Origin of the sequence: Candidatus Palauibacter soopunensis (assembly GCF_947581735.1) — a bacterium.
Taxonomy (GTDB): domain Bacteria; phylum Gemmatimonadota; class Gemmatimonadetes; order Palauibacterales; family Palauibacteraceae; genus Palauibacter; species Palauibacter soopunensis.
The window spans coordinates 37,211-63,009 of sequence record NZ_CANPVT010000045.1 but is presented as its reverse complement, the minus strand read 5'-3'; the positions used below and the strand labels follow the sequence as shown (position 1 = coordinate 63,009).

Genomic DNA, 25,799 nt, shown 5'->3' with positions numbered 1-25,799 from the left:
CGCGCTTCGGGGACGTTCACGCGCATGCCGCTCGATATCGCGATCGCCCAGTTCCGGCCCTCCAAGGGCGACCTCGACGCGACGCTGGACGGCTGCGCGGGGATCATCCGGCGCGCGGTCCGGTCGGAGCCGCGGCCCCGCCTGATCGTGTTTCCGGAGACCGCGCTCACAGGCTATTTCCTCGAAGGCGGCGTTCGGGAGCAGGCCATCGCGGCCCCGGAGCTGTTCGAGGCCCTCAACGCGCGAGCCGGCGAAGAGGCGGACGGCCTCGACGTCGCGATTGGCTTCTACGAGCGGGACGCGGCGGGGATCTACAACTCCTCCCTCTACGCGACGCTCGGGCCCGGCGGCGGGATCCTTCACGTCCACCGGAAGGTGTTCCTCGCCACCTACGGCGTCTTCCAGGAAGAGCGGTTCGTCGAGGCGGGGGCCGGAATCCGCGCGTTCGACGGGCCGCCGGGACGGATCGCGCTGCTGATCTGCGAAGACGGCTTTCACTCGGTCTCCGGCACGCTGGCCGCGCTCGATGGCGCGTCGATCATCCTCATCCTCAGCGCCTCGCCGGCGCGAGGGGCCGCCCCCCGGGCCGGAGTCCCCGGCAACCTCGTCCGCTGGGACGCCCTCGCGAGTGCGGTCGCCGCGGAGCACGGGGTGTTCGTCGTCGTGTCCCAACTGGTCGGGTTCGAGGGGGGCAAGGGATTCGCCGGCGGATCCGCCGCGTACGATCCGCGCGGGCACCGGCTCCTTGCGGGGCCGCTGTGGGATGAAGCGCTGCTGTCCGTGCGGGTGGACCTCGACGAGGCCGCGCGCGCCCGCTCCGAAGAACCGCTCTTCTCGGACCTCGAACGGTCCTGGACCCGTCTTCTCGTGAACAGTCCGGGATCCGGCGTCGGCCGCCCCCCCGCCGAGATCGAATGAACGGGGGCTGGCCGCCGCCGGGGATCGCCGAGAGCCGCGCTCCGGACCCCGCCGATTCGAGCCCGCTCGACATCGACACCGGCCTCGTGCGGGACTGGCTCGTTCAGTTCCTCCGCGAGGAGATCGAGCGTCGGCGCGGCTTCCGCCGGGTCGTGGTGGGGTTGTCGGGAGGAGTGGATTCCGCCCTGACGGCGGCGCTGTGCGCGGAGGCGCTCGGCCCGGAAGCGGTGCTCGCCCTCCTGTTGCCCTACCGGACGTCGAGCCCCTGGAGCCGCGAGCACGCCCTGCTCGTGGCGGAGAAGTTCGAGATCCCGACCCGCACGATCGATGTCACGAGCGCCGTGGACGGCTACCTCGAGGAGTTCGAGCCCGGGGCGGGTGGACACCGGAGGGGCAATGTGGCGGCGCGCCAGCGGATGATCGTCCTCTTCGACCAGGCCTTCAAACTCTCCGCGCTCCCCGTCGGCACCGGGAACAAATCCGAGCGTCTCCTCGGCTACTATACGTGGCACGCGGACGACTCCCCGCCGGTGAATCCGCTGGGGGATCTGTTCAAGAGTCAGGTATGGGCGCTGGCGCGGGCCGTCGGCGTGCCCGCCGAGGTCGTCGACAAGCCGGCGACAGCGGATCTGATTCAGGGGCAGACGGACGAGGAGGACCTGGGCGTCACGTACCCGGAAGCCGATCTCATCCTCCACCACTTGATCTCCGGACGCGGGCCGGACGACCTGGTCGAAGCGGGGTTCGAGAGGAAGAAGGTCGAACGCGTCGCGGATCGACTCGAGAGCACGCACTGGAAGCGTCACCTGCCGACGGTCGCAATGCTCTCGCCGACCGCGATCGGGGAGTGGTACCTGAGACCGGTCGACTACTGACGGACTTGTCATGGGGGGAGGATAGGCGGGTCGCGTAACGTCTCCAGACAAGGAACTGTCACGAGTTCGTCACGGGTCGAAACGCGCTCTGTCACGTGTTACGATACCGCCCGCCCTGGACCCGTTGGACGCGGATGGAGTGATGCCGGACGCACAGATCCTGGTTGTGGACGACGAACCGGATATCCTCAGCGTGCTCGTCTATCACCTGAGCCGCGAAGGATACCGCGTCACGACTGCCGTGAACGGTCAGGGCGCGCTGACCTCGGCGGAGGCCGAGCAGCCGGACCTCATCATCCTCGATCTCATGCTGCCCGGCATGGACGGATACGAGGTGCTGCAGCGGCTGCGGGGCGCCGAGAGCACGAGTTCGATGCCCGTGATCCTCCTGACGGCGAGGCGGGAGGAAGACGAGCGGGTCAAGGGATTCGAGGTCGGCGCGGACGACTACATCACGAAGCCGTTCAGTGCCCGCGAACTCACGCTTCGGGTCGAGGCGCTCCTGCGGCGGTCGAAGGCCGAACCCGTCTCCACGTCGCGGAGGGTAACGGTGGGACCGGTCGTGCTCGACCGGGAGGCGCACCGGGTCTTCTCGGAGGGCGTGGAGGTCGATCTGACGCGGCTCGAGTACCGTCTGCTCGAAGTGCTGCTGGAGCGACGGGGGCGCGTGCAGACCCGCCGCCAGTTGCTCCAGGCCGTCTGGGACACGAACGCGGCGATCGAGACGCGCACGGTCGACATGCATGTCGCCCGACTGAGAACCAAGCTTGGCAACGCCGCCTCCCTCCTCGAAACGGTGCGGGGGATCGGCTACCGATTCCGCGCGCTCGACAAGTAGGTGGCGAACCGCTTCTTTCTGGCCGCCGCCGCGGTGCTCGTCGTGGCGTACGCCGCCGCCCGGCTCCTCCTCCGGCTCGACGGGGCGGGCGTGGGGGTCGAGTTCGCCCTCCTCGGGGGCATCCTGCTCCTGCTGTGGCCGGTTGCCCGACTGGTGGCCCGAAAAACCGACCGGGAACTCGGAGAGGCGCGGGAAGCCGTCGACCGCGTGCGCGACCGCGTGAAGGTCTCCGAACGCGAGTCCGGCGACCTGCGGGTGCTGTTCGACCGGTTGGACGATGGCCTCGCCTTCATCGACCGGGAAGGACTGGTGAGTCTCTGCAACCCCGCCTTCGAGCGCTGGGCCGGACGCGATGTCGCACCCGGGGCTCGAGTCGGCACGCTCTTCCGTTCTCCCGGCATCGCCGAGGCCGTGAGCGCTGCGCAGCGGGGAGAATCCACGACGGCGGAGGTGGAACTCGGCGAACACACCGTGCTGATGTCGACCCGGCCACACCGGTCGGGCGCAATCATCGTACTCCACGACCTCACGGTCCTGCGGCGACTCGAGGGGGTCCGACGAGATTTCGTGGCCAACGTGTCGCACGAACTCAAGACGCCGCTCACGAGCGTGGTCGGTTTCGCCGAGGCACTCGTCGAAGGAGGCATCGACGCGGATCAGGCAGGTGGATTTGCCCGGCGCATCCTCTTCAATGCGACGCGCATGCGCTATCTGGTCGATGACCTGCTCGACCTTTCTCTCCTCGAATCGGGCAGCTGGAGCCCCGAGCCGGCGACGGTCTCGGTCGGGGCGGTCGCCCGGGAGGCCTGGGAGACGCTCTCGCCGAAAGTCCGGGCGGACGATCTCGAGCTGCGCGTGTCGGGGACCGAGGAGTCCGCCTGGGCGGACCCGGATGCGGTACGTCAGGTCATGCGGAACCTGCTCGACAACGCGGCGCGCTACAGCGACGACGATCCGGCCATCAGCGTGCGGGTCGCGTCGGATGGACGGTTCCAGCGCGTGGAAGTCTCCGACCGCGGGCCGGGGATCGCCTCCGTGCACGTCGAGCGCGTGTTCGAGCGCTTCTACCGGGTTGACCCGGCCCGTTCGCGCGCGCGGGGAGGGACCGGACTCGGGCTCGCGATCGTGAAGCACTTCGTCGAGGCGCACGGCGGTGAGATCGGGATCGAAAGCGCGCTGGGTCGGGGGACGACTGTCTGGTTCACGCTCCCGGACGCCGCGCGGAGACCGGACCGAAAGAGCGTCGATGTCCCGGCCTGAAGGTCGGTTGCGGCCTCACGGGCAGCTTCGAGCGGGCCGCAGCCGGTGGGGCGAGCGCCTGATCGGGGCGCTGCTCTTCGGCTGTGGAGCGGTCTCGATCCTGACGACCGTCGGGATCGTCGTCGTACTGCTCACCCAGTCACTCGGCTTCTTCACCGAGGTGTCCCCCCTCGAGTTTCTCGCGGGCACGCGCTGGTCTCCGGACCTGGCTCCGCGGTCTTTCGGGATTCTCCCGCTCCTGAACGGCACACTTCTCGTCGCGGGGGGGGCGGCGCTCGTCGCGCTTCCGGCGGGCCTGGCGACGGCGATCTACCTCAGTGAGTACGCGTCGAGACGGACGAAGCGGATCGTCAAACCCGCGCTCGAGATCCTCGCGGGCATTCCGACCGTCGTCTACGGCTATTTCGCCGTCGTCTTCGTGACCCCGATTCTGCGCGCCGTCTTCCCCGGCGCCGGAGTCTTCAGTGCGGCGAGCGCCGCCGTCGTCGTCGGCATCATGATCCTCCCCATGGTCTCATCCCTGTCCGAGGATGCCCTGAGCGCGGTGCCCCGTTCGCTGCGGGAGGCCGCGTACGGCCTCGGCGCCACCCGGCTTGAGGTGTCGACGCGTGTCGTTGTGCCGGCCGGCCTCCCCGGGATCGCGGCCAGCTTCATCCTGGCCGTCTCGCGCGCGGTCGCCGAGACCATGGTCGTGGCGCTGGCTGCCGGCGCGACGCCGCGGATGACGCTGGACGTGCTCGAGAGCGTTCAGACGATGACGGCGTACATCGTGCAGGCGAGCCTGGGCGATGCACCGTCGGGGACGGTCGAGTACCGCGCCCTTTTCGCCGTCGGCCTGGTCCTCTTCTTCATCACGCTGGTCCTCAACCTCGTGAGTCGGCGCATGGCGACCCGCTTCCGCGAGAGTCACACGTGAGCTTCCCGTCCGGACGGCTTCGAGGCGGTCGTTTCGAACCGCGCGTCGAGGCCCGGCGCCGCGCGGGCATCCGGTTCAAGTGGCTGTGCCGCATCGCGGTGGCGTTCGGCGTCGCGTCGCTCCTGGTCCTCCTCGTGAGCATCCTCGCGGCCGGGATTCCGGCGCTCTCGCCCGACTTCCTTGCGAACGACCCGTCGCGCTTTCCCGAACGCGCGGGGATCCGATCCGCGATCCTGAGCAGCGCGTGGATGGTGGCGCTGGTGGCGGCGATGTCCTTTCCGCTCGGGGTGGGCGCCGCACTCTATCTCGAGGAATACGCGCCCCGGAACCGCCTCACGAGCCTGCTGCAGACGAACATCGCGAATCTGGCCGGCGTGCCGTCCATCGTGTACGGCCTTCTGGGCCTGGCGGTGTTTGTCCGCTTTCTCGCGCTGGAGCAGAGCCTCCTCACCGGGGCGGCGACGCTGTCTCTGCTCGTGCTCCCGCTCGTCATCATCGCGGCCCGCGAGGCGATCCGCGCGGTTCCCGGCTCGCTGCGGGCAGCCGCGTATGCGCTCGGCGCCACGCGTTGGCAGGCGATCCGGCATCACGTGCTTCCGGCGGCCATGCCCCGCATCCTCTCGGGGACGGTTCTCAGTCTTTCCCGCGCAGGGGGAGAGACGGCCCCGCTTCTCGTCATCGGGGCCTTCACGTTCACCGCCTTCGATCCGGTCTCGGCCGTGGACCCCTTCACGGCCCTCCCGGTCCAGATCTTCAACTGGACGACCGAACCGCACGGGGAGTTCCGCGCGCTGGCGGCAGGAGCCATAGTTGTACTCCTGGGGGTTCTGTTGCTGATGAACGCCGCCGCGGTCCTGATTCGAAACCGATACGAGAGGTGATCGTGCCGTCGGATGCGGTCCTCGAGACCATCGGACTCGGCGTCCGCTATGGCGAGACGCGCGTGATCGAAGACATCTCCCTCCGGATACCGGAGAGGCGGGTCGTAGCCTTCATCGGACCATCGGGCTGCGGGAAGAGCACGCTCCTGCGCTGCTTCAACCGACTGAACGACCTCGTGCCGGAGGCCCGCATTACCGGGCAGGTGCTGTTTCGGGGACGGGATCTGTACGAGCCGGCGGTCGATCCGGCCGATGTGCGGCGCTCGATCGGGATGGTGTTCCAGAGGCCGAACCCCTTCCCGAAATCGATCTTCGAGAACATCGCGTTCGGACTGCGGATCAACGGCTTCAAGGACGACATCCGCGATCGGGTGGAGGTTTCGCTGCGGGCGGCGTCGCTCTGGGACGAGGTGAGCCACCGGCTCGACGCGGACGCCCTCGGCCTCTCGAACGGACAGCAGCAGCGGCTCTGCATCGCCCGGGCGCTGGCGGTCGAGCCGGAAGTGCTCCTCATGGACGAACCGGCGAGCGCGCTCGATCCGATCGCGACGGGCCGCATCGAAGACCTCATCGGGAATCTGCGCGGAGACTACACGATCGTCATCGTGACGAATAACATGCGGCAGGCCGCCCGCATCAGCGACGACACCGCCTTCCTCTACATGGGCGAACTCGTCGAGTACAAGGAGACGCAGCGCTTGTTCACCAACCCGGAGGACCGGCGAACCGAAGACTACATCACGGGCCGGATGGGCTAGCGCAGTGTCCTTCAGGCAGTTCGACGACCGGCTCGACGACGTCACGCGCACGCTCCACCGGATGGCGCACGACATCGAGCAACTCGTTCAGCGGGCCGTGGCGCTCGTGGGCCAGCCGGCCGTGGACGTGGAGGCGATCCGGGAAGCGGACGACGCCATCGACCGGGCCGAGGTGGAGGTCGAGGAATCCACGGTGGAGATCCTCGCCCTGCACCACCCGGTCGCGAGCGACCTGCGCGTGCTCGTCACAGTCCTCAAGATCAACAACGACCTCGAGCGGATCGGCGACCACGCGGTGAACATCGCCGAAGCGGCGGAGCGGCTGGCGAGGGCCGAGAAGAAGGTCCCGATCCCGCCCGAACTGGACGAGATGAGCCGCATGGCGAGGGCGATGCTGCGGGACGCGCTGGACGCGTTCGCGCATCGGAACGCGGAGGACGCCCGGTCGGTGATCGCGCGGGACGACCGGCTGGACCAGCTCCAGGACTCGCTGGGCCGGGTGATGATCACTCATATGCCGGACTACAACCTGTCGGCGTGCCTGCAGGTCATCCTGATCGGGCGAAACCTCGAGAGGATCGGGGACCTGGCGACGAACATCGGGGAGGATGTCGTCTACATGGTCCAGGGCATCACGATCCGGCACCAGGAGGGCGCACCGGACCCGGCTTAGCAGGCCGTGGTCGCCTGCGGGTCGGCCCGCCCGTCAGCCCGAGGCGCTCCAGTGGTCGTCCACTTTGCGGCGGCGTTTCCGGACCGCCTTCAGCATCCGGTTCTGGTAGTCGATGCGGCGTTCGCCCGGCGCGCGCTCGCACAGAACGTATTCCCCCGTCGGCTGCAGTTCCCAGGCTCGCTGATTGTCTCGAAGGGCGAAGCGCAGCGTCTTGCGAAGGCGTTTCCGGATCCGCTTGTCGCGGACGGGCAGCATCACTTCGACGCGGTCATCGAGGTTCCGCCGACGCCAGTCGGCACTCCCGATCCACACTTCAGGTTTCCCGTCGTTTTCCCACCAGAAGATCCGGTCGTGTTCCAGGAACCGTCCGACGATGCTGCGCACGCGGATGTTCTCGCTGAAGCCGGGAATCTCCGGGCGGAGTCGGCACTGGCCGCGGACGATCAGGTCGATCTTCACGCCGGCCGCGGACGCCGCATAGAGGGCGCGGATCACCTTCGGATCGTCGAGGCCGTTCATCTTCATGATCATGCGCCCCTTCCGGCCGGCCTCGACGTGTGAAATCTCGCGCTCGATCCGGGCGGTGAGGGCCCGCCGAAGATCGCGGGGAGCCACGACGAGTTCCTCGTACTGCTGGTCGGGAGCGTACCCGGTCAGGTAGTGGAACAGGTTCACCGCGTCGCGGCCGATTTCGGGACGCGCGGTGAGGATGCCGATGTCCGCGTAGATCTGCGCGGTCTCCGAGTTGTAGTTGCCGGTGCCGATGTGGCAGTAGGTGCGGATCTCGTCCCCTTCCTCGCGGACGACGAGCGCGACCTTTGCGTGCGTCTTCAGCCCGACGAGGCCATAGGTGACGTTGACGCCGGCCTCCTCCAGCACGGAAGCCCACTCCATGTTGTCGGCCTCGTCGAAGCGGGCCGTGACCTCCACGAGCACGGCGACCGCCTTGCCCGCCTCGGCCGCCCGAACCAGCGCGGCGATGATCCGCGAGTGCTCCGCCGTGCGGTAGAGCGTCTGCTTGATGGCGACGACCGCGGGATCCGCGGCGGCCTCCTCGATGAATCGCTGCACCGTCGCGGCGAAGGACTCGAACGGGTGGTGCACCATGACATCGCCCGCCCGAATCACCGTGAAGATGTCGGGACGGTCCTCCGTCTCGCCTTCGCGGATCAGACGGGGCGGGATCATCGGCTCCCAGGGTTCGTGCCGGTGCTCCCAGGGACCCTCGGCCGCGATCTGCCAGAAACCCGACATCTCGAGCAGGCCCGGTATCTCGTACAGGTCGTCCTCATCCAGCTCGAGCTGGCGAACCAGGAACTGTCGCACGTCGTCGGGCATGCCCGGCTCGACCTCCAGACGTACGACGCGCGCGAAGCGCCGCTCGCGAAGCTCTTCCGAGATCATCTGCAGGAGGTCGTCCGCCACCTCTTCGTCTCGGGCCACATCCGCGTTTCGGGTGACGCGGAAGAGTGAAGCGCTCTCGATCTTCATCCCCCGGAAGAGTTCGCCCGCGAAGTGCCGCACTACCTGCTCGACGGGGACCACGTGGCCGCTTTCCGGGAGTTCGACCCAGCGCAGCGCCGTGGGGATCTTCACCCGCGCGAAGTGGCGGGTCCGGCGTTCCGGGTGCTCGAGCATGAGGGCGAGCGAGAGGCTCATGTTGGACAGGAAGGGGAACGGGTGCCCCGGATCGACGGCCAGCGGCGTGAGGACCGGATAGATGCGATCCGCGAACACGCGATGTACGTGCTCGCGTTCCTCCTCGTTCAGGTCGCCGAAGTCGCGCACGGCGATGTCGAGTTCCGCCGCGAGGCGCGGCCGGAGGTCGTCCTCCCACACTTCCGCCAGCCGGGCCCGCATGGTGCGGACGCCCTCGCGCACGAGATCGAGTTGCTCGGCGGGCCCCCGGCCGTCCAGCGATGGCTTCACCACGCCGGCCCCGAGCACTCGCTTGAGGCCGCCGACCTGCTTCATCACGAATTCGTCGAGGTTGTTCTCCGTGATCGCGAGGAAACGGAGTCGCTCGAGCAGCGGCGTCCGCTCGTCCATGGCCTGGTAGAGCACGCGCCAGTTGAAATCCAGCCAACTGAGTTCCGCGTTGAAATAGAGCGACGGGTGGCTCGGCTTCGCGCCCTCGGGAACGGGCTTCGGCGCCGCCGCACGCGGGAGGATCGGGACGCCCTTTACCCGATGGCCGATCTCCAGGCCGGACGGACGGGGGGTCCAGTCGGCGTCGCCCCGGGGGGTGGAATCGGCGTCGTGCTCCGGAGCCGGTGCGGTCTCGGCGGGCGCCGGAGCCTCACGCGTCGAGGCCTCGCGCGCCGATGGGTTCACGGCGGCGGAGCGCGACGGCGCCGACGGAGAAATCCCGCCGGGACGGCGGCTCCCGCGATGAAGCCTCGGGCGGCGCGAAATCTCGTTCGACTCGGATGACATGCGGCTCTCCCAGCCCCTCTCTCCTGGTCACCTCGCCGGCCGTTTGCGGGCGCGGGGCCTGTAATATATGCCCGGCGCCGTATTTTCCGCTTGTTTCGGACGTCTCGGCCGAAGGTCAGTCGGAGGCCAGGTCGAAGGTGACGTACGGTTCGAGGCCGAAGATGCGGGCGAAGAGCTTCCCTTTCTTGCGCAGCGCCCACTGCTCGAGGAGCAGGCGTCCCTTGCGCTCGAGACGCAGTTCGAGCCGGTGCTCGTGCACGCGCGCCTCGACGCTGTGCACGCGTTGGAGGTGCTCGCGGTCTAGGGAGTCCGCGATGCGCAGGAGGGCGGCGAGCCGCTCCACCCGCCGGCGGTTGCGAGGACCGAGGTCACGGTACAGGTAGTGGCTGCGGCGCGGTTCGGCCCGCCGGTGGTAACGCGCCACCAGGGCGACGAGAGGCAGTTCATTCGGGGCGATCCCCGGTATCTCGCTGTGATGGATCAGGTAGAGCGAGTGCTTGTGGTGTTTCGCGTAGGAGATGTGCTGCCCGATGTCGTGCAGGATCGCTCCCGCCAGCAGAATCCGCCGGTCGCGCGGTTCGAGGCCGTGGACCTCGGTGAGCTGGTCGAACAGGGAGAGGGCCAGCGACGCGACGTGTCGTCCGTGATCCTCGTCGAAGAGGTATCTGCGCCCGAGCGTGAGCGCTCCCTCGTGGACGATCCGCTCCAGCCGCCCGAAACCGGCCCCGCTCGTCAGCTCATCGACGAGGTCGAAGAGCACGCCCTCCTTCACGCCGACCCCGGGCACGAGAATCTGCTCGGCTCCGGCGAGCTCGGCGACGCGGTCGTACACGATCGCGGCGGGGAGAATCACATCGGCCCGGTCTTCGCGCAGGCCGAGCCGTCCGATGCGCTGGCTGTAGGAGAGATGGGAGAACTCCTCGATCGCCATCGCGAGTTCGGCCCGCGTGATGCGGCGGGTCCCGCCCGCGTCGCTGTGACCCGCGAGGCGCGCGAGTGCCTCGATATTGCCGCCGGTGGCAATCAGCTGGACGGGCGTCCAGTGCTTGCTCGCGTGGGGGATGCAGAGCGTGGCGGCGTACTCCGCGAGCAGATTCGCGAAGTGCGCGGGAGCATCGTCCGCCCCCGTGAGTTCCTCGAGCAGCCGCACCGATCCCATCCGGTGCGACTCGCTCCACATGATCCCGGACTCATCCGCCAGCGAGACTTCGACGCTCCCGCCGCCGAGATCCACGAGCATCCACTTCGAGTCGCCGAAATCGAACCGCTGCTTGACGGACATCCACACGAGCCGCGCCTCATCCGTGCCGGAGATGAGATCGAGCCGGATTCCCGCGTCCTCTTCGACGCGGCGGACAAGGTCCGCGCCGTTCCGGCTCTCCCGGACCGCGCTCGTGGCCACGGCGCGCACATGCTCGATGCCCAGGCGGTCGATGTCCTCCCGGAAGCGGCGGAACCCTTCGACCGTCCGGTCGATGGCGGAAGGCGACAGTTCGCCGGTGAGGAAGGCGGAGTGTCCCAACCGGACCGGGACCCGCTCCGAGGCCAGTTCCACGTAGTGGTTCGGGTCGCTGAACTCGGCCGCGACGAAGCGAAACGCGTTCGACCCCACGTCGATGGCCGCGACGCGCAGCGGGAACGAAAGCGGCTCCCGACCGCCGGCGGTCTCGCGGGGCAGTGGTGGCGTCGTTTGCGGCATTCGGGGCAACGTAGCCGAATCGGTGTCGGCGCGCTCCTGTCCCCGACCGACGGCCGAAGGCATCTTGGTGCCTTACGGTCAAGATTCCGGAGGTTCCGAATGTCTGTCAGCATTTCAGCCGCGACCGCGTCCCGACGCTTCCGACTCGCCCGCTGCGTGGGCGTCCTGGTGGCCTGCCTGGCCGCACCGGCGCAGGTGGCGGGCCAGAGCGAGGCGATCGCCTTCACCGGCGCCGCGGTGATCGACCCGGCGACCTCCGGCGTCCTCGCGAACGCGACGGTCGTGGTTCGGGACGGAGTCATCGTTTCCGTCGTGGCGGAGGGAGAGATCCCCGCCGCGGCGCGCACGATCGACCTCGGCGGCCGCTTTCTCGTTCCCGGGCTGATCGACGCCCACGTCCACATCGGGACGCTCGAGGCGGCCCGCCGGGCGCTGCTCTCCGGAGTCACGACGGCGCGCAGCATGGGGGCGGGCTTCTTCGCCGATGTCGGTCTGCGGGAACTGTCCCGGCGCGGGAGCCTCGCGGGTCCGGAGATCCTCGCCGCGGGCTACCATGTGCGGCCCCGCCCGGCGGAGGGACTCTTCCTCGATGAGCCGGGGCTCAGCGATCTCCTCGGACGCGATGTGCGGGGCCCCGAGGCGCTGGGGCGGGTGGCGCGCGCGATGCTCGATCGCGGCGTGGATTTCATCAAGGTCAACGCGACCGAGCGCGCGGGCCTGCCGGAGACCGACCCCCGCAAGCCGTTCTTCACGGAGTCGGAACTGGCGGCGCTGGTGGCGGAGGCGTCGCGCGGCGGCGTTCCGGTGGCCGCGCACGCGCACGGAGACCGCGGCGGCCGGGCCGCCGTCGCGGCGGGCGTCCGAAGCATCGAGCACGGGACGTACCTCGGTGATGAAACGCTCCGCCTCATGCGGGAACGGGGCACCTACCTCGTGCCGACGATCGCGGTCGTGTCGGACCTCACGGTCCCCGGCGGCGACTACGACGATCCGGTGCTCCAGGTGCGCGGACGACACATGCTCCCCCGCGTCCGGGAAACGGCGGCGGCGGCCCACGCGCTCGGGGTGCCGCTCGTCGCGGCCACGGACACCGGCTACGGGTCCGGGAGCGTCCTCCGCATGAGCCACGAACTGATGGAATTCGTGGGAATCGGGATGAGCGAACTCGATGCGATCCGGGCCGCGACCACCGTTGCGGCGGAGTTGCTCGGCATCGCGGACCGGACGGGACGGGTCGCGGCGGGGTTCGAGGCGGATCTTCTCGTCCTCGACCGCAACCCGCTCGACGACATCGGCCAGTATCAGGATGTGCTGTTCGTGATGAGCGACGGCGTGATCGCGCTCGACCGGCTCGACTTCCGCGCGGATGTGATCGGGGCGGATGCGATCGGGGCGGATGCGATCGGGACGGAGGAGGTCGGGACGCGGCCATGAGCGAGGTCGCACCACTGGCCTATCTCGCGCTACTCGCGCTACTCGCCCCGTTCGGGGCGCATCGCCTGCGCCTGCTCTGGCTGCGGCTGCGCCGGCCCGCGAAGGTGGAATCGCGCGCGTGGGACGGCCCGCTCCCGGTCGTCACGGTGCAACTGCCGGTCTTCAACGAAGCCAATGTGGTCGAACGGCTCATCGACGCGGCCTGCCGCCTCCGCTATCCGGCGGACCGCCTCGAGATCCAGTTGCTCGACGACTCGGACGACGAGACGGTGGCGATCGCGGCGCGGCGGGTGCGCGAGTGGCGGGCCCGCGGGATCGACGTCCGGCACGTGCGGCGGGGATCCCGCGAAGGATTCAAGGCCGGCGCGCTCGCCCACGGCGTCTCCCTCGCCCGCGGTGATTTCCTGCTCGTGCTGGACGCGGATTTCGTCCCGCCCCCGGAGTTGATCCGGGAGTTGCTCCCCCCCTTCGCCGACCCCGGCGTGGGGGCGGTGCAGGCGGCCTGGGACCACCTCGCGCCCGACGCGACCTGGCTGACGCGGGCACAGGCGCTCTTCCTCGACGCGCATTTCGCCATCGAGCACGAGGCGCGATACCGGGCCGGCCTTTTCTTCAACTTCAACGGCTCCGGCGGCATGTGGCGCAGAGCGTGCGTACAGGCGGCCGGAGGCTGGCAGAGCGACACCCTGACCGAGGATGTCGACCTCAGCTACCGCGCCCAACTCGCGGGCTGGCGATTCGTGTACCGGGACGACGTCCGGGTTCCCGCCGAGCTGCCGGCGAATCTGCGCGCGGTTGAGATCCAGCAGAGCCGGTGGACGCAGGGCGGAATCCAGAGCGCGAAGAAGCTGCTGCCGCGGATCTGGCGCGCCCCCGTGCCGGCGGCGATCAAGTTCGAGGCGACGGCCCATCTCGTCGGACACGTCGTCCATCCGCTGACGCTGACGATGGCGGCGGCGCTGGCGGGGGCCGGGTGGGCGACGGCGACCGGCTTCGGTCTTCCGACCGCCGTACATGTGGCCGCCGTGCTCCTCGCCACGGTCCCGTTCGTGCTCTTCTACGGGTCCGCCGGGTGGATCCGCGGGCGGCGGCGGCTCGGTCGCCGCATCGTCGAAGCCCTGCTCCTCGGGCTGGGACTCGGCGTCCCCCTCACCTTCGCCGTCGCGCGGGGCTGCCGCGGGACCCGAACCCCCTTCGTCCGCACGCCGAAACGCGGCTTCCACCCCGTCGTGGCGTATCGAGTACGGCTCTCGGGCGGCCCGGCGCTCCTGCGCCTGTCGCTCGCCGCCGCGCTCGCCGGCGCCGTCGTGAACACGGCGCTCGTCGGATCACCCGCCGTCCTGCCCTTCACGGCCCTCTTCGCCGCGGGCTACGCGCTCACCACGCGCGAGTCCCTGAGAACCGCGCCCGCGCCAGCCGTCCCAGGCTAGAAGGGCCAGCGGCGGCCCGTGGATCAGCCACACCAGCCAGACAGGTTCCGGCCACGCGCCGGTGGCGAGGTAGGCGTCCCGCCCGGCGTATGCGAGGAACACGGTTCCGCTGAACAGGAGCCAGCCCCGATTCGCCGAGAGACAGGCGAAGGGGAGCACCCATAGCAGATACCATGGGTGGAGGGTCGGAGAGAGGACGAGGGCGGATCCGATCGTCCACAGGAGAACGCGCTCCAGCGGCCAGCGTCGGAGGGCAGCGCCCAGCGCGATGGCGCCGACGATCGACGCACCGATCCATTTCGCGAGATCGGGATGCCCCGGCAGCCGTTCGAGTACCCGGTAGAGGCCGCCGTTGAACGCCCAGAGGTCCGCGTAGGTCCGCAGGCCGTCGAAGAGGGCCGGTCCCGCGCCCATGTAGGGCACGTAGAGAAGGACGGGCACGAGGACGGCGGCGGCGAGCGCCCCGGCGCCGCGCAGCCGGAAGAGGGCCGGGAGCGCGGCGAGAGGGGCGAACTTCAGCGCGGCGCCGAGCCCCAGGAGGGCACCGGAGCGCCACGCCGGAAGGGCCGCGCTGCCCGCGAGCGCCACGGCGCCCAGCATGGGCGCGACCCCGAGCGGGTCCAGGTGCCCGCTCCAGGCGACTTCGATGACGACGAGCGGAGACCAGAGGTAGAGCAGAAGCGGGAGGACGCTCCGGCCGGAAGAAAGCCGGTCGATGAGTCGCGCCACCAGCAGATCCGCCGCCAGCCACGCCAGCTTGAAGATCCACCACGCGGGGCCGACCGAGGCCAGGAGCGCGAACACGATCTGGGCCCCCGGCGGATAGATCGTGGATACGTCCGCGTGATTGATGAGCGGCCACCATGCGGTGCGCAGCTCTTCGAGCGCGGACGCGGAGGGGGGATGCGCGTAGGGATTCACTCCGTTGGACTGAACCCAGCCGTCCCACATGTAGCGGTAGATGTCTTCGGAAAGGGCGGGCGCCGCGAGAAAGACCCCCGCCCGGAGAGCGATCCCGGCGGTCCATGCCTGTCGGCGGATCGAACCCGCCCGGCGCGGCGCGGCGGCGTAGCGGACCGCCCCGAGATAGGCCGCGAACGCGACGATCCACAGCGGAATCGCCGGCCACGGCGTGCCGGATCCACCCCAGGTCATTCCCCAGAGCGCCGCCGCCTCGACGGCCACGAGAAGCCAGAGCCGGCCTGCGCCTGCGTCAGCGGGTGGACCCGCCGACGTCACCGCCGAGCCGAACCGAAGAGCTGTCGCAACATGGGCTCGGGGAGTTCGACGGCCCGCTCGACGACGCGCGCCACCGTTTCCTCCATGATCACCGGCGCCGTGTCGTACTTCTCGTCGTCGAGCCGAAAGGAGAGCCAGCCCCGCACGAGGTCGTCGGCGACCGGTTCGGCGATGACCAGGATCTTCCACCGGCGTTCCCCGTCATCGAGGCTTCCGATGGCCGTCTCCTGGCCCGTTTCGTCCCACATCCGCAGTTGGGGGCGTCCTTCTTCGGCGCTGTCCGGTGCGTCGTGCTGATCTCCAGCCATCCCCCCTCGATTCCACCGATTCAATCGGTCTCCGGGGTCTCCTCCTCCGAACCTTCCTCCGAACGCTGCCGCCACAGGCCCATCAGGTACTCCTCGTACTCTTCGGGGGCAGCTTCGTAATCTCGGCGCCACGTCTCGAAATCGGGCAGCGGCACGCTCTCCCGCAGTCGCTTGGTCGCGAGTCGGACCATCGTCTGAAACCCGAGGCGCTCCTGGCCGAAGGCCTGCGCCCGGGCTTCTTCTTCCACGATTTCGTAGATGCGCTCTTCAGACAGGGAGAGGAATACTTCGGTGAGTTGAGCCGAGCAGTAGTCGGCGTATTTGGCCCGCAGGACGCCTTCGTCGGACTCCGATCCCCTCTCGGCATCCCGACCGGGCGATGGACGCTCCGTATCGGAGGACACGGCTATACTCGGCTCGCAATCGCTGGCCAACCCCTCACCTCCCCACTCACCAACTCCCTGCGCGATTTAGCCCCGGGCGGGACGGGCGTCAACGCCTGACAGCCCGTGCCACGGGCTGCCGGAACTGCGGCGGGGACCTCACCTGGCGGCCGGAGCCGCGCCCGGGCGGGCGCACCGGCCATCCTTCTCAGCGGTGTCTCGAAGCGTGGGTCTTGAGTTCTTCGAAGATGACGCGGCGGGCCAGGACGTACTGAATGGCTCGTTCGAGGAACTCCGGATCCCGCTGCCGCACGGCCTCCACATCCGCAGCAAGCTCCTTGGGGAGATCCACGACGACGTTGACGAGGCTACAGTCGGATGATGCCATCATAGTCAAGGATACACTCGCAAGAAATTCGAGGGTTTCGCTCTCTGTATCGGAACGGACCGCGGAGGTCCGCTGCAATCGGGCGCCGTGCATTTCCCATCGCGCTTTGAGGATAGGATCGACGTTCCCGCTCCTGCAAGCAGACGACCCGTCCCCCCCAGGAATGGGGGATTGTGAAATGAGATCGTAACATGCTGCACAGTAGCGCGTTACGTGACTGTTGAATGATCGTCCAAAACTTCAGATCGTGTGTGGATTGTGCCGCTAATCCGCTTCGCGTCCAGGCCGCTCCCGCACAGCGTACATGCCCGTGATATGCGGCGATGAACGGGCTGCGATGGCGATTCGGGAGAACGGGCGCGCGCATGATTTTTTTCGAAAAATATGGATTGCCGCCGATGCACGGCCGGCTCGCCGGATGCTTCGCCGTTGGGCGTCGCCGCGGGCCGTCGGAGGGTCCTCGACCGTGCGACCCGGGGGGTGGACGGCTATGCTGTGCGCACCGACTCCCGCGGGGTGACGGAGGCGCGGGGATGGCCTTGTGACGGACGGAAACGGAGGGACGCGAGTGACGGATTCCGCGCCTGGCGCGTTGATTCTCGGAGCCTCGAGCGGCTTTGGCGGAGCGGCCGCGCTGGGGTTCGCCGAAGCCGGCTACGACATCTACGGGGTACACCTGGACCGGCGAGCGGGGCTCGCCCATGTCGGAGAGATTCGGGACCTGATCGAATCGCGCGGACGGCGCGCCATGTTCTTCAACGCGAACGCGGCGTCCGCGAAGAAGCGCGACAGGATCCTGGACGAAATCGCGGAGAGCGCGGGCCCGGGTTCCGTTCGCGTGCTGATGCACTCCCTGGCCTTCGGAACACTGCTGCCCTTCGTGCCCGACGACGCTCCCGGGATGAGTCCGGAGCAGATGAACATGACGCTGGACGTCATGGCCCATACGCTCGTCTACTGGACCCAGGGGCTGCTCGAGCGCGACCTGATGGGCGAAGGCGGCCGGATCTTCGCCATGACCTCGTCCGGCGGCGACCGCGTGATCCCTTCCTACGGGGCCGTTTCCGCGGCCAAGGCCGCGCTCGAATCGCACTGCCGCCAACTCGCGCTCGAGCTCGCCGGGAAGGGCATTACGGTCAACTCGATCCGCGCCGGCGTGACGGATACGCCCGCGCTTCGAAAGATCCCCGGCGCGGAGCACATGATCGCCGAAGCCGCGGCCCAGAACCCACACGGGCGACTGGGAACCCCGGAAGACGTGGCGCGCTGCATGGTCGCGCTCGCCATGCCGGAAACGGGGTGGATGACGGGGAACACGATCCGCGTGGACGGAGGCGAGGACTTCGTCGGCTCAAAGCCGCCGGGGGATTGAGGACGTGGACCCGAGGCGACTGGCCGGCCCGGCCGCGGAGGTGGCCCGGGAGCTGATCTCCGGCGAAGTGGAGTACTGGCAGCGCGAGATCACCCGGCCCTGGCGGACGGGACGGCCCGGACGCTGGGCGGAGGTCGGCCGCTGGATCGGGACGGGCCTCGCGGTGGGAGCGGCGGTGTGGGGTGTGATCGCCGCGGTACAGGCGGAGCGCTCCCGCGACTGAGGCGCGTCAGTTCCCGGGCAGCGTGAGGACGATCTCGATCCGGCGGTTCCGCGCGCGTCCTTCCTCCGTCTCGTTACTCGCGATCGGGCGTTCCTCGCCGAGGCCGGTCGCCTCCACCCGCGAGGACGGAATGGGCACCCGGGCGAGCAGGTGCTCGCGCACGGCGATGGCCCGCTGCTGACTCAGCGCCTGGTTCCCGCGCGTCCCGCCCTGTGAGTCGGTGTGCCCTTCGATCCGCAGACTGGCACCCGGAAAGGTCGTGATGACGCGCTGAACCTTCGTGAGCAGAGGGTACAGCGCCTCGTCGATCTCGGCCCGCGCGGGCTCGAAGGTGAGGCCGAACAGCCGGAGGACGAGCCGGTCTCCGACGAGCAGGACTTCCCCTTCCGAAGGCGTGAAGAGGCCCTGGACCTCGCGCAGCCGCGCCTCCCGCTCGCGGACCGCGAGCAACTCGTCCCGAGCTCCCGTGAACCGCCGTTCGAAGTCGGCCAGACGTTCTTCGAGCGAGGCCAGCCGGCTGCCGAGTTCCGACGTCCGCGCGCGTTCGTCCGCCAACTCGGCGCCCAGCCGCTCGTTGTCCGCCCGCAGGCGCGAGATGGCCCCCGCGATGCGCGCGGCCGTTTCGCCGGCGTCGCTCCGGATGGGCTCCACATCCGCGGCTTCCGCGAGGCGCGCGAGGTCCGCCTCATGCGCGTCGACCAGTCGTTCCACCGACACATGGCGCCGGCGCACGCTGTCGAACAGGGCGGCGATGCGGTGCGCGCGGGAGAATGCGGCCAACGCGGCTTCTCCGGACCGCGCCGGCCCCTCCACCGGAGCGAGGATCTCGATCGCCGCTTCCGCGCGCGCCAGGTGCGCCTCGCCCGCGTCGAACGCGCCCGGGGCCAACGCGCTCGCGCCCGCGTTCATCGCGGCGGCGCGCGCCTGGACCGCCGCTCCCAGAAACTCGTCGCGCCGCGCGGCCCGGGTCGCCCGCCGGTAGAGCACGGTCGCGCGGGCCGTTCGCACGGCGACGTCTTCCATATCCTCGCGTTCCAGGCGGCGGCCGGCCGCCTCGAGTTCTGACTCGGCTCTCGCCCACCCTTCGACCGCCCGGGTCTCGGCTTCGGAGGCGCGGGCTTCGTCCCGGGCCGCGAGCGCCTCCCGGAAGTGCGGCCGGCCCGCGGCCGCGATCCCCTGCGCCGCGGCGAGCCAGCGGCCGGCTTCGCCCAGCAGCTCCTCGAACCGCGCGTCCTGTCGGCCGTCCCTCAGACGACGCGACGCGTCCTCCAACCGGTCCGCGGCCTCCTCGAACGAAGACGGCGCGAGGAGGTGGATCGCGTTCTCGCGCGCTTGGCCGAGGCGAGCTTCGAGGGCCTCCAGCAAGTCGGCGGCTTCCTGGGCGACGGCCGAACCGGGACACAGGAGGCACGACGCGACCAGTACGACCGTGACGAGTCCTCCGAACCTCCGCATGCCCATTTTTTCCGTGCTCTTTCCTCGTCGGCGACCAAACGAATCCGGCGCGAATCCACTGCACGATACGAAGCGCACCCAGCACCTTTCAATCTCACTCCCCGGCTACCAGATTGCGCCTCCCTTCGCGAAACATATTCACCAGGGGGATCCCTTCATGAAACCACTTGTCGACGAGGTTCAGCAGGGCGCCGATTCCAGGATTCCGACTCCCGTCAACGAACCTGTCAACGACTATGCCCCGGGCAGTCCCGAACGGGCCGCCCTGAAGGAAGAATTGCTCCGCCAGCGCGGCGAGGTCGTCGAAATCCCGCTGATCATCGGCGGACGCGAGGTGCGGACATCCCGGACGTTCGACGTGACGATGCCGCACGACCACGGCCACACGCTGGCGCGCTGCCACATCGCCGGGGCCGCCGACGCGCAGGCCGCCATCGACGCCTCGCGCGTGGCCTGGGAGGAGTGGTCGAGCCGGGCCTGGGAGGACCGCGCCGAGATTCTCCTCCGCGCCGCCGAACTGCTCGCCGGTCCCTGGAGGATGAAGCTCAACGCGGCGACCATGCTCGGGCAGAGCAAGACGGCGTTCCAGGCCGAGATCGACGCCGCGTGCGAGATCGTCGATTTCTGGCGCTTCAACTCGTTCTTCGCGGGGCGCGTGCACGCGGAGCAGCCGATCTCCGGCCCGGGCGTACGGAACCGCATGGACCACCGTCCGCTGGAGGGGTTCGTCTACGCCATCAGCCCGTTCAACTTCACGGCCATCGGGGCCAACCTGACGACGTCCCCCGCGCTCATGGGCAACGTCGCGGTCTGGAAGCCCTCGACCACCGGCGTGCTCGGGTCCTACTACGTGATGAGGCTCCTCGAAGCGGCGGGACTCCCCCCGGGCGTGATCAACTTCATCCCGGGCGTCGCTTCGGAGATCAGCGATGTCCTGCTGTCGAGCCCGGAACTCGGCGGCATCCACTTCACCGGTTCGACCGGCACGTTCCAGCATCTCTGGAAGTCCGTCGCGCAGAACGTGGAGAACTACCGCGCCTATCCGAGACTCGTCGGCGAGACGGGAGGGAAGGACTTCATCCTCGCGCACGAGAGCGCGGACCCGCAGGCGCTCGCGGTCGCGATCGTGCAGGGCGGGTTCGAGTACCAGGGACAGAAGTGCTCGGCGACGTCCCGCGTGTACGTGCCCGACACGATGTGGGAGGACGTGCGGGACCGGGTCGTCGCGATGACCGGGGAACTGCGCATGGGCGACCCGGCGGACTTCCGGAACTTCCTCGGCGCCGTGATCGACCGGACGGCGTTCGACCGCATCAAGTCGTACATCGACTACGCCCGCGAATCCGGCGATGCGCGCATCCTCGCCGGCGGCGGCTGCGATGACAGCCGGGGCTACTTCATCGAACCCACCGTGGTCGAAGCGGACGATCCCGGGCACAAGCTGATGTGCGAGGAGATCTTCGGGCCGGTCGTCACCCTGCACTCGTACCGCGCGTCGGACTGGGAATCCACGCTTGCCCTGGTCGACGGGACGTCGCCGTACGCCCTCACGGGCGCGGTGTTCGCGCGCGACCCGGACGCCGTTCGAAGCGCGGGCGCGGCGCTTCGGAATGCGGCGGGGAACTACTACATCAACGACAAGCCGTCCGGCGCCGTGGTCGGCCAGCAGCCCTTCGGCGGCGGCCGCGCGAGCGGGACGAACGACAAGGCCGGATCCGTGCTGAACCTCGTGCGCTGGGTCTCCCCCCGGACGATCAAGGAGACCTTCGATCCCCCCACCGACTACCGGTATCCCTTCATGGAGGCGGAGTGAAGAGGGGCGTTTGGCTGCTCGTCGCGGCGCTCGGAGTCGTCGGGTGCGACGACGGGCCCGAAGCCATCAGTCGGGAAGCGTTGGAGAACGCGACCTTCCTCACGCTGGACGGTGGCGAGATCACGCTCACGGCCGGAGCGACGACCAGTCAGGACAACGTGCGACACGAGCTTCTCCTCACGGCCGACGGCGATCTCGATTTCGATTCGGACATCGACGCCATCGCGGTGCTCGCGGCGGATCGCGGGCGGGAACGGTTTCTGACCCTGCATGCCGTTCTGAGGGACGGCGATGAGATACGGGACGTGTCCGCGCGCCTCATTGGAGACCGGATCGAAGTCCACCGGGCGGAGATTCTCGACGGCATGGTCCGGGTGAACGTCCGCGTGCGGAGGCCGGGCGACCCGGTCACGGTCCGTCCATCGGTCGACCGGACCCCGTATTTCGCGCTCACGAATCGGGGACTGACCTCCGTCTCGCTCATCGATGTCGCCGACGGCGAGGACGCACAGGCGGACGGCGCCGAGGCCGGCAACGGGATGCCGCCGGCGGCGCCCGCGCTGCACACGCACGAGTGGGAGCTCGAGTCGTTCGACAGCGGGGACTGGAGCGCGAACCTTCGCGGGCTGCGCGAACCCGTGACGCTCAGATTCCAGGCGGAGCCGCGCGGCGCCCCGCAGGTCACCGGGGAGATGGCGGGATTCGCGGGCTGCAATCGGATCTTCGGGAGCTTCCGGATGCACGAGGCGGAGGCCCTGCGATTCTACGGCGTTACGGCCATGCGAAGGCTCTGCGGGGACCGGCAGGCGGACTTCGAGCGGCGCTTTCTCGAGGCGCTTCGTTCCGTGAGGGCGTTCCAGGTCGACGGCGACCGGATGACGCTCGCGCTCACAGGGGGCACGATTCGTTTCCGTGCCGGACGGCGGCTGGTCTCGCACACGCCCGGCATGATGTAGATTCACGGTTCGCCCCCGGGGTGGAAGACCCCCCGGTGCGGGCGGGAGAGGCGCCACGGTATGGGACGTTTCACAGACGAGGAACTGCAGCGGAAGGTGCAGGAAGGGTTCATCGTCGAGTCCGAAGAGGACATGACGGAGACCTACAAGCGGGCACTGATCACGCAGCTCACCGTCCAGGGCGACACGGAACTGATCAGCGCGCCGGCCTACTTCATGGCCGCCCGGGATGCGCCGTCCACGAACACGATGGTCTCGGCCACGGCGATCATTCAGGACGAACTGGGGCACGCGAACATCGCCTACCGCCTGCTCGAGGATCTCGGCGTCGACCGCCACTGGCTGCTCTACGAGCGCGAACCCGCCCACTTCAAACACCCCTACGGCTTCGACCAGCCGCTGATGAACTGGGCTGAGCTGGTTTCGGCGAACGCGCTCTACGACCGGGCCGGGATCACGCTGCTGGGCGACGTACACCGCAACACGAGCTACGGGCCGCTCAAGCGCGGCCTCGTCAAGGTGAGCATGGAGGAGAACTTCCACCTGCGGCACGGGGAGGTCTGGATCCGCCGCTTCGCCGAGGCGGGGGGCGCCGCGAAGGAAGCGGTGCAACGGACGCTCGACTGGATGTTCCCGATGGGGGTGGAGTGGTTCGGCATGCCGGACGACCGGAAGCATCACAACGCCCAGCTCGACTTCCGCCTCAAGGGGATGACGAACGACCAGCTCCGCCGAACATGGCTCAAGGCCGTTGTGCCGCTATGCGAGGAGCTGGGGTACGACCTTCCGGCGCAGTACGACCCCGACACGGATGAAGTGGAGCTGACCTACGAGCTTCCCTGCCAGTACGACCCGGAGGCGCGACGCTGGCTCTTCAATGAGACGATCACCTGGAAGCAGGTGTTCGAACGCTGGAAGGCGCGGGGCCCGATGAACGAGCAGTACGTCGATTCGCTGCGGAGAAGCCGATTCGCGGTCGAGCGTCTGCTCGCGGCATGAGCGCCGACAGCCCGGCTCGCGGCGTGGCGCTCCCGCGGTACCTCCCGCGGGTCGAGGCGGGCATGGACTTCGGCGCCGTTCTACGGGAGACGCGGGGCGGACGGCAACTGCCACCCCCTCCCGCCTTCGCCGAACCCGCCGCGGACCTCGCGGAAAGGGCGCGGCGGGCGCTCTATGAAGTCGCGGATCCCGAGTTCCCGATTTCGATCGTCGACCTCGGACTCGTCCGCGGGATCGAGGGGGACGAGGCGGCCGGGGCCGTCACCGTCCACCTCACCTTCACCGCCACGGCCTGCCCCTGCATGGACTTCATCGAATGGGACGTGCGGCAGCGCCTGCTGGAGCTGGACGGAGTCCGCACGGTCGAGATCGTGACCGGGTGGGATCCTCCGTGGACCACGGCCGCGATCTCCGCGCGCGGACGGAAGCTCCTGCGCTCCGTCGGAGTCGTCACGTGAGCGGGAACGGACGGGTGTACGAGGTGTTCGCCCGCAAGAAGCGAGCGGACCGCTTCGAGCACGTCGGCGCGGTGTCCGCCCCCAACGAGCAACTGGCGCGCGTCTACGCGTGGCAGACGTACGACGAGGCCAAGTGGTTCGAGATGACCGTCGCGCCGCGCGATGCGTTCGCGGCGGTGAATCGGCCCCAGGCTCCGTTCACGCTCGGCGGCTCGGCCGGGCGCGCGGCGGCGGATTCGCGATGACGGAGAGCGGCTTCCGTTCGGCGGAGGACCTGCCGGAGGGCGTGCCGGGACACCTCGGCAACCTCATTCTCGCCCTCGCCGACAACAAGCGGCTGCTCGGCATCCGCTACTCGGACTGGATTCTCGGGGCGCCCTCGGTCGAGGCCGGCATCGCCTGCTCCGCGATGGCGCAGGATGAGTGGGGGCACGCCCGCATCCTCTATGCGATGCTGCGCGACTTCGGCCACGATCCCGTCGCGCTCGAGCACGAACGCGGGCCCGACGAGTACCACAGTTCGGAACTGCTGGACCGCGACGTCGCGTCGTGGGAGGAGTTCCTCGCCCTCAACTTCCTGTGGGACACCGCGCTTTCGGTCCAGTTCGAGATGCTCGTGGAGAGCCGGTACGAGCCGATCCACTACAAGGTGCGCAAGCTGCTCGAGGAAGAGCGGTTCCATTTCGACCACGGACAGGGGTGGACCTCCCGCCTGCTGAGCGCCGGGGGCGGGCGGGCGGCGCTGGCCGAAGCCTTCGGAGCGGCCTGGAACGCGTGTCTGTGCTGGTTCGGGCCCGACGACGACCCGCTCGTTTCGACGCTCGCCGTCCACGGGATCGTGGGGCGGGATGGGGGCGGGGCGCGGGCGCGCTGGCTCGAGCGGGTGGGGCCGCTCGCCGCGGAGACGGGCCTTGCCCGGGCGGCCGAGGACGGTTGGGCCAGCACGCGCGAACCGGTCTGGGAGGGCTACCGCGCCAAGCGTCGACGCGCGGCGGGCGGCGGGCCCGATGAGGACTCTCTCGCGCGGGTCCGAGGCGACCGCAACCGCGCGCTTCTCCTGGACTGAACCGTGGCGCGCGACGCGAAGCCCGACATGCCGGCGGGGAGGCCGACGCTCGACGATCCCGTCGAGTCCTCCGGCATGCCCGCATCGATCCCCTGCCCCTTCTGCGACTCGGACGATTCCGACCCGTTCGCCACCTTCGGGGGACAGGCGTCGACGGCCCAGTATTACTGCAACGCCTGCCGAACCGTGTTCGAGGCCGTGAGGTGGCGCTGAACTGGTAGCGCTCGAGCCCGGCTGCTATTGCGGGCGAGCCCCGCCGCTCGCCCCGTTCGCAAGCGCGCTGGCCGCGTTCGCGGCGGGGGAATCCGATCCCGGACTTCGGCTGCGCTGCAGTCTCGGGGAAGATGCATCGCTGCCGGCCGGGTTCTTCTTCCGGACCCCGGATCAGTGGATGGACTTCGAGCGCCATGCCGTCGAGTTGTGCCGCGGCCGGGTGCTCGATCTCGGGGCCGGGGCGGGACCGCACACGCTCGCGCTCGAGGCGCAGGGATCCCCCGTCGTCGCGGTGGAAGGCTCCGCCGACGTCGCTCGCCTGCTGCGGGCGCGCGGGGCGGCGTCGGTCGTGCACGCCGACTTCCGCCATTGGTGGCAACCGGGATTCGACACGGTCCTCATGCTCATGAACGGGCTGGGGCCGGTGGGAACGCTGGCGGGCCTCGATCGCTTCCTCGCGCACGCCCCCCGGTTCCTTTCGCCGGGCGGACAGATCCTGGTCGACGGCGCGGAAGCCGTCATTCGCGGATCCTCGCCGACGGCGGGCTGGCCACCCGCCGGCGATTATCCCGGTCAGGCCTGGATCGAGCTTTCGCACGCGGGCCGCGTCGGCCGCCCCTTTCGCGAGTTGTACATCGATCTCGAAACGCTCGCGCGCCACGCCGCGAGGGCCGGCTGGCGGTTGGAGGTGGCGTTCGAGGGCGGGGACGGGGTCTATCTCGCCCGCCTCACGAGGCCGTGGTGACCGTCCGCTAGATCCGCGGACGCCGGGCGGTCTGCCAACCTTTTCTTCGATTCCGGAGTCGAA

At 69.3% G+C, this 25,799-nt stretch carries 27 protein-coding genes; 20 read left to right on the top strand and 7 right to left on the bottom strand.

The window, feature by feature from the left end; all coding sequences use genetic code 11:
• Positions 1 to 24 precede the first annotated feature (24 nt).
• From RN901_RS11995 to phoU, 8 genes are all read left to right on the top strand, one after another.
• Complete coding sequence (locus RN901_RS11995) at positions 25 to 918, top strand: nitrilase-related carbon-nitrogen hydrolase (protein WP_310758523.1); 894 nt, start codon at positions 25 to 27, stop codon at positions 916 to 918.
• Positions 915 to 1,793: an NAD+ synthase gene (locus RN901_RS11990; RefSeq protein ID WP_310758522.1), complete on the top strand. Its 879-nt coding sequence runs from the start codon at positions 915 to 917 to the stop codon at positions 1,791 to 1,793. Before RN901_RS11995 ends, RN901_RS11990 begins: the two co-directional genes overlap by 4 nt.
• 142 nt (positions 1,794 to 1,935) lie before the next feature.
• Positions 1,936 to 2,631 (top strand): response regulator transcription factor, encoded by a 696-nt coding sequence (locus RN901_RS11985; protein ID WP_310758521.1) that lies wholly within the window; start codon positions 1,936 to 1,938, stop codon positions 2,629 to 2,631.
• On the top strand, positions 2,632 to 3,891 hold the full coding sequence (locus RN901_RS11980; RefSeq protein WP_310758520.1) for an ATP-binding protein: 1,260 nt from the start codon (positions 2,632 to 2,634) through the stop codon (positions 3,889 to 3,891).
• A gap of 7 nt (positions 3,892 to 3,898) precedes the next feature.
• Positions 3,899 to 4,807, top strand: coding sequence for a phosphate ABC transporter permease subunit PstC (gene pstC / locus RN901_RS11975; protein ID WP_310758519.1), 909 nt, complete (start codon positions 3,899 to 3,901; stop codon positions 4,805 to 4,807).
• Complete coding sequence (gene pstA, locus RN901_RS11970; protein ID WP_310758518.1) at positions 4,804 to 5,688, top strand: phosphate ABC transporter permease PstA; 885 nt, start codon at positions 4,804 to 4,806, stop codon at positions 5,686 to 5,688. The genes pstC and pstA overlap by 4 nt, the downstream gene beginning before the upstream one ends.
• The gene (gene pstB / locus RN901_RS11965) at positions 5,685 to 6,446 is read left to right on the top strand and encodes a phosphate ABC transporter ATP-binding protein PstB (protein WP_310758517.1); all 762 of its coding nucleotides are present in this window, start codon (positions 5,685 to 5,687) and stop codon (positions 6,444 to 6,446) included. Before pstA ends, pstB begins: the two co-directional genes overlap by 4 nt.
• A 4-nt stretch (positions 6,447 to 6,450) precedes the next feature.
• Positions 6,451 to 7,119 (top strand): phosphate signaling complex protein PhoU, encoded by a 669-nt coding sequence (phoU, locus tag RN901_RS11960; protein ID WP_310758516.1) that lies wholly within the window; start codon positions 6,451 to 6,453, stop codon positions 7,117 to 7,119.
• 33 nt (positions 7,120 to 7,152) lie between these two features.
• Here the strand turns inward: phoU and ppk1 are convergent, their stop codons facing one another.
• Entirely contained in the window at positions 7,153 to 9,555 is a 2,403-nt protein-coding gene (gene ppk1 / locus RN901_RS11955; RefSeq protein ID WP_310758515.1) for a polyphosphate kinase 1, read from the bottom strand.
• A gap of 115 nt (positions 9,556 to 9,670) precedes the next feature.
• Complete coding sequence (locus RN901_RS11950; RefSeq protein WP_310758514.1) at positions 9,671 to 11,254, bottom strand: Ppx/GppA phosphatase family protein; 1,584 nt, start codon at positions 11,252 to 11,254, stop codon at positions 9,671 to 9,673.
• Positions 11,255 to 11,353: 99 nt separating this feature from the next.
• Between RN901_RS11950 and RN901_RS11945 the strand changes: the two genes are divergently transcribed.
• Positions 11,354 to 12,688 carry an amidohydrolase family protein gene (locus tag RN901_RS11945; RefSeq protein ID WP_310758513.1) on the top strand — a complete coding sequence of 445 codons (1,335 nt, stop codon included), beginning with the start codon at positions 11,354 to 11,356 and terminating at the stop codon, positions 12,686 to 12,688.
• A complete protein-coding gene (locus RN901_RS11940; RefSeq protein ID WP_310758512.1) occupies positions 12,685 to 14,118 on the top strand; it encodes a glycosyltransferase in 1,434 nt (477 codons plus the stop codon). The genes RN901_RS11945 and RN901_RS11940 overlap by 4 nt, the downstream gene beginning before the upstream one ends.
• Here the strand turns inward: RN901_RS11940 and RN901_RS11935 are convergent.
• The 4 genes from RN901_RS11935 to RN901_RS11920 all read right to left on the bottom strand — a co-directional run bounded on the left by RN901_RS11935 (position 14,017) and on the right by RN901_RS11920 (position 16,445).
• The gene (locus tag RN901_RS11935; protein WP_310758511.1) at positions 14,017 to 15,303 is read right to left on the bottom strand and encodes a glycosyltransferase 87 family protein; all 1,287 of its coding nucleotides are present in this window, start codon (positions 15,301 to 15,303) and stop codon (positions 14,017 to 14,019) included. The two genes, RN901_RS11940 and RN901_RS11935, sit on opposite strands and share 102 nt — an antisense overlap.
• 50 nt (positions 15,304 to 15,353) lie before the next feature.
• Entirely contained in the window at positions 15,354 to 15,665 is a 312-nt protein-coding gene (locus RN901_RS11930) for a hypothetical protein (RefSeq protein WP_310758510.1), read from the bottom strand.
• A gap of 20 nt (positions 15,666 to 15,685) precedes the next feature.
• Positions 15,686 to 16,069, bottom strand: coding sequence for a hypothetical protein (locus RN901_RS11925; RefSeq protein ID WP_310758509.1), 384 nt, complete (start codon positions 16,067 to 16,069; stop codon positions 15,686 to 15,688).
• A gap of 187 nt (positions 16,070 to 16,256) precedes the next feature.
• Entirely contained in the window at positions 16,257 to 16,445 is a 189-nt protein-coding gene (locus tag RN901_RS11920) for a hypothetical protein (RefSeq protein ID WP_310758508.1), read from the bottom strand.
• 559 nt (positions 16,446 to 17,004) lie between these two features.
• Between RN901_RS11920 and RN901_RS11915 the strand changes: the two genes are divergently transcribed.
• Together RN901_RS11915 and RN901_RS11910 are read left to right on the top strand one after the other, a co-directional pair.
• Positions 17,005 to 17,808, top strand: coding sequence for an SDR family oxidoreductase (locus RN901_RS11915; RefSeq protein ID WP_310758507.1), 804 nt, complete (start codon positions 17,005 to 17,007; stop codon positions 17,806 to 17,808).
• Positions 17,809 to 17,812: 4 nt separating this feature from the next.
• On the top strand, positions 17,813 to 18,031 hold the full coding sequence (locus RN901_RS11910) for a hypothetical protein (protein ID WP_310758506.1): 219 nt from the start codon (positions 17,813 to 17,815) through the stop codon (positions 18,029 to 18,031).
• Positions 18,032 to 18,037: 6 nt separating this feature from the next.
• Here RN901_RS11910 and RN901_RS11905 read toward each other — a convergent pair whose 3' ends face one another.
• Positions 18,038 to 19,486 (bottom strand): OmpA family protein, encoded by a 1,449-nt coding sequence (locus RN901_RS11905; RefSeq protein WP_310758505.1) that lies wholly within the window; start codon positions 19,484 to 19,486, stop codon positions 18,038 to 18,040.
• A gap of 157 nt (positions 19,487 to 19,643) precedes the next feature.
• Here RN901_RS11905 and pruA point away from each other — a divergent pair, with 157 nt between their 5' ends.
• From pruA to RN901_RS11865, 8 genes are all read left to right on the top strand, one after another.
• Entirely contained in the window at positions 19,644 to 21,299 is a 1,656-nt protein-coding gene (pruA, locus tag RN901_RS11900; RefSeq protein WP_310758504.1) for an L-glutamate gamma-semialdehyde dehydrogenase, read from the top strand.
• Positions 21,296 to 22,255 (top strand): META domain-containing protein, encoded by a 960-nt coding sequence (locus RN901_RS11895; protein WP_310758503.1) that lies wholly within the window; start codon positions 21,296 to 21,298, stop codon positions 22,253 to 22,255. The genes pruA and RN901_RS11895 overlap by 4 nt, the downstream gene beginning before the upstream one ends.
• A gap of 60 nt (positions 22,256 to 22,315) precedes the next feature.
• Complete coding sequence (locus tag RN901_RS11890) at positions 22,316 to 23,254, top strand: Phenylacetic acid catabolic protein (protein WP_310758502.1); 939 nt, start codon at positions 22,316 to 22,318, stop codon at positions 23,252 to 23,254.
• Entirely contained in the window at positions 23,251 to 23,712 is a 462-nt protein-coding gene (locus tag RN901_RS11885; RefSeq protein ID WP_310758501.1) for a metal-sulfur cluster assembly factor, read from the top strand. The genes RN901_RS11890 and RN901_RS11885 overlap by 4 nt, the downstream gene beginning before the upstream one ends.
• Positions 23,709 to 23,957, top strand: coding sequence for a hypothetical protein (locus RN901_RS11880; RefSeq protein WP_310758500.1), 249 nt, complete (start codon positions 23,709 to 23,711; stop codon positions 23,955 to 23,957). Before RN901_RS11885 ends, RN901_RS11880 begins: the two co-directional genes overlap by 4 nt.
• Positions 23,954 to 24,778 carry a Phenylacetic acid catabolic protein gene (locus tag RN901_RS11875; protein WP_310758499.1) on the top strand — a complete coding sequence of 275 codons (825 nt, stop codon included), beginning with the start codon at positions 23,954 to 23,956 and terminating at the stop codon, positions 24,776 to 24,778. Before RN901_RS11880 ends, RN901_RS11875 begins: the two co-directional genes overlap by 4 nt.
• A 3-nt stretch (positions 24,779 to 24,781) precedes the next feature.
• Complete coding sequence (locus RN901_RS11870; protein ID WP_310758498.1) at positions 24,782 to 24,991, top strand: hypothetical protein; 210 nt, start codon at positions 24,782 to 24,784, stop codon at positions 24,989 to 24,991.
• 178 nt (positions 24,992 to 25,169) lie between these two features.
• Entirely contained in the window at positions 25,170 to 25,736 is a 567-nt protein-coding gene (locus RN901_RS11865; RefSeq protein WP_310758497.1) for a methyltransferase domain-containing protein, read from the top strand.
• Positions 25,737 to 25,799 lie beyond the last annotated feature (63 nt).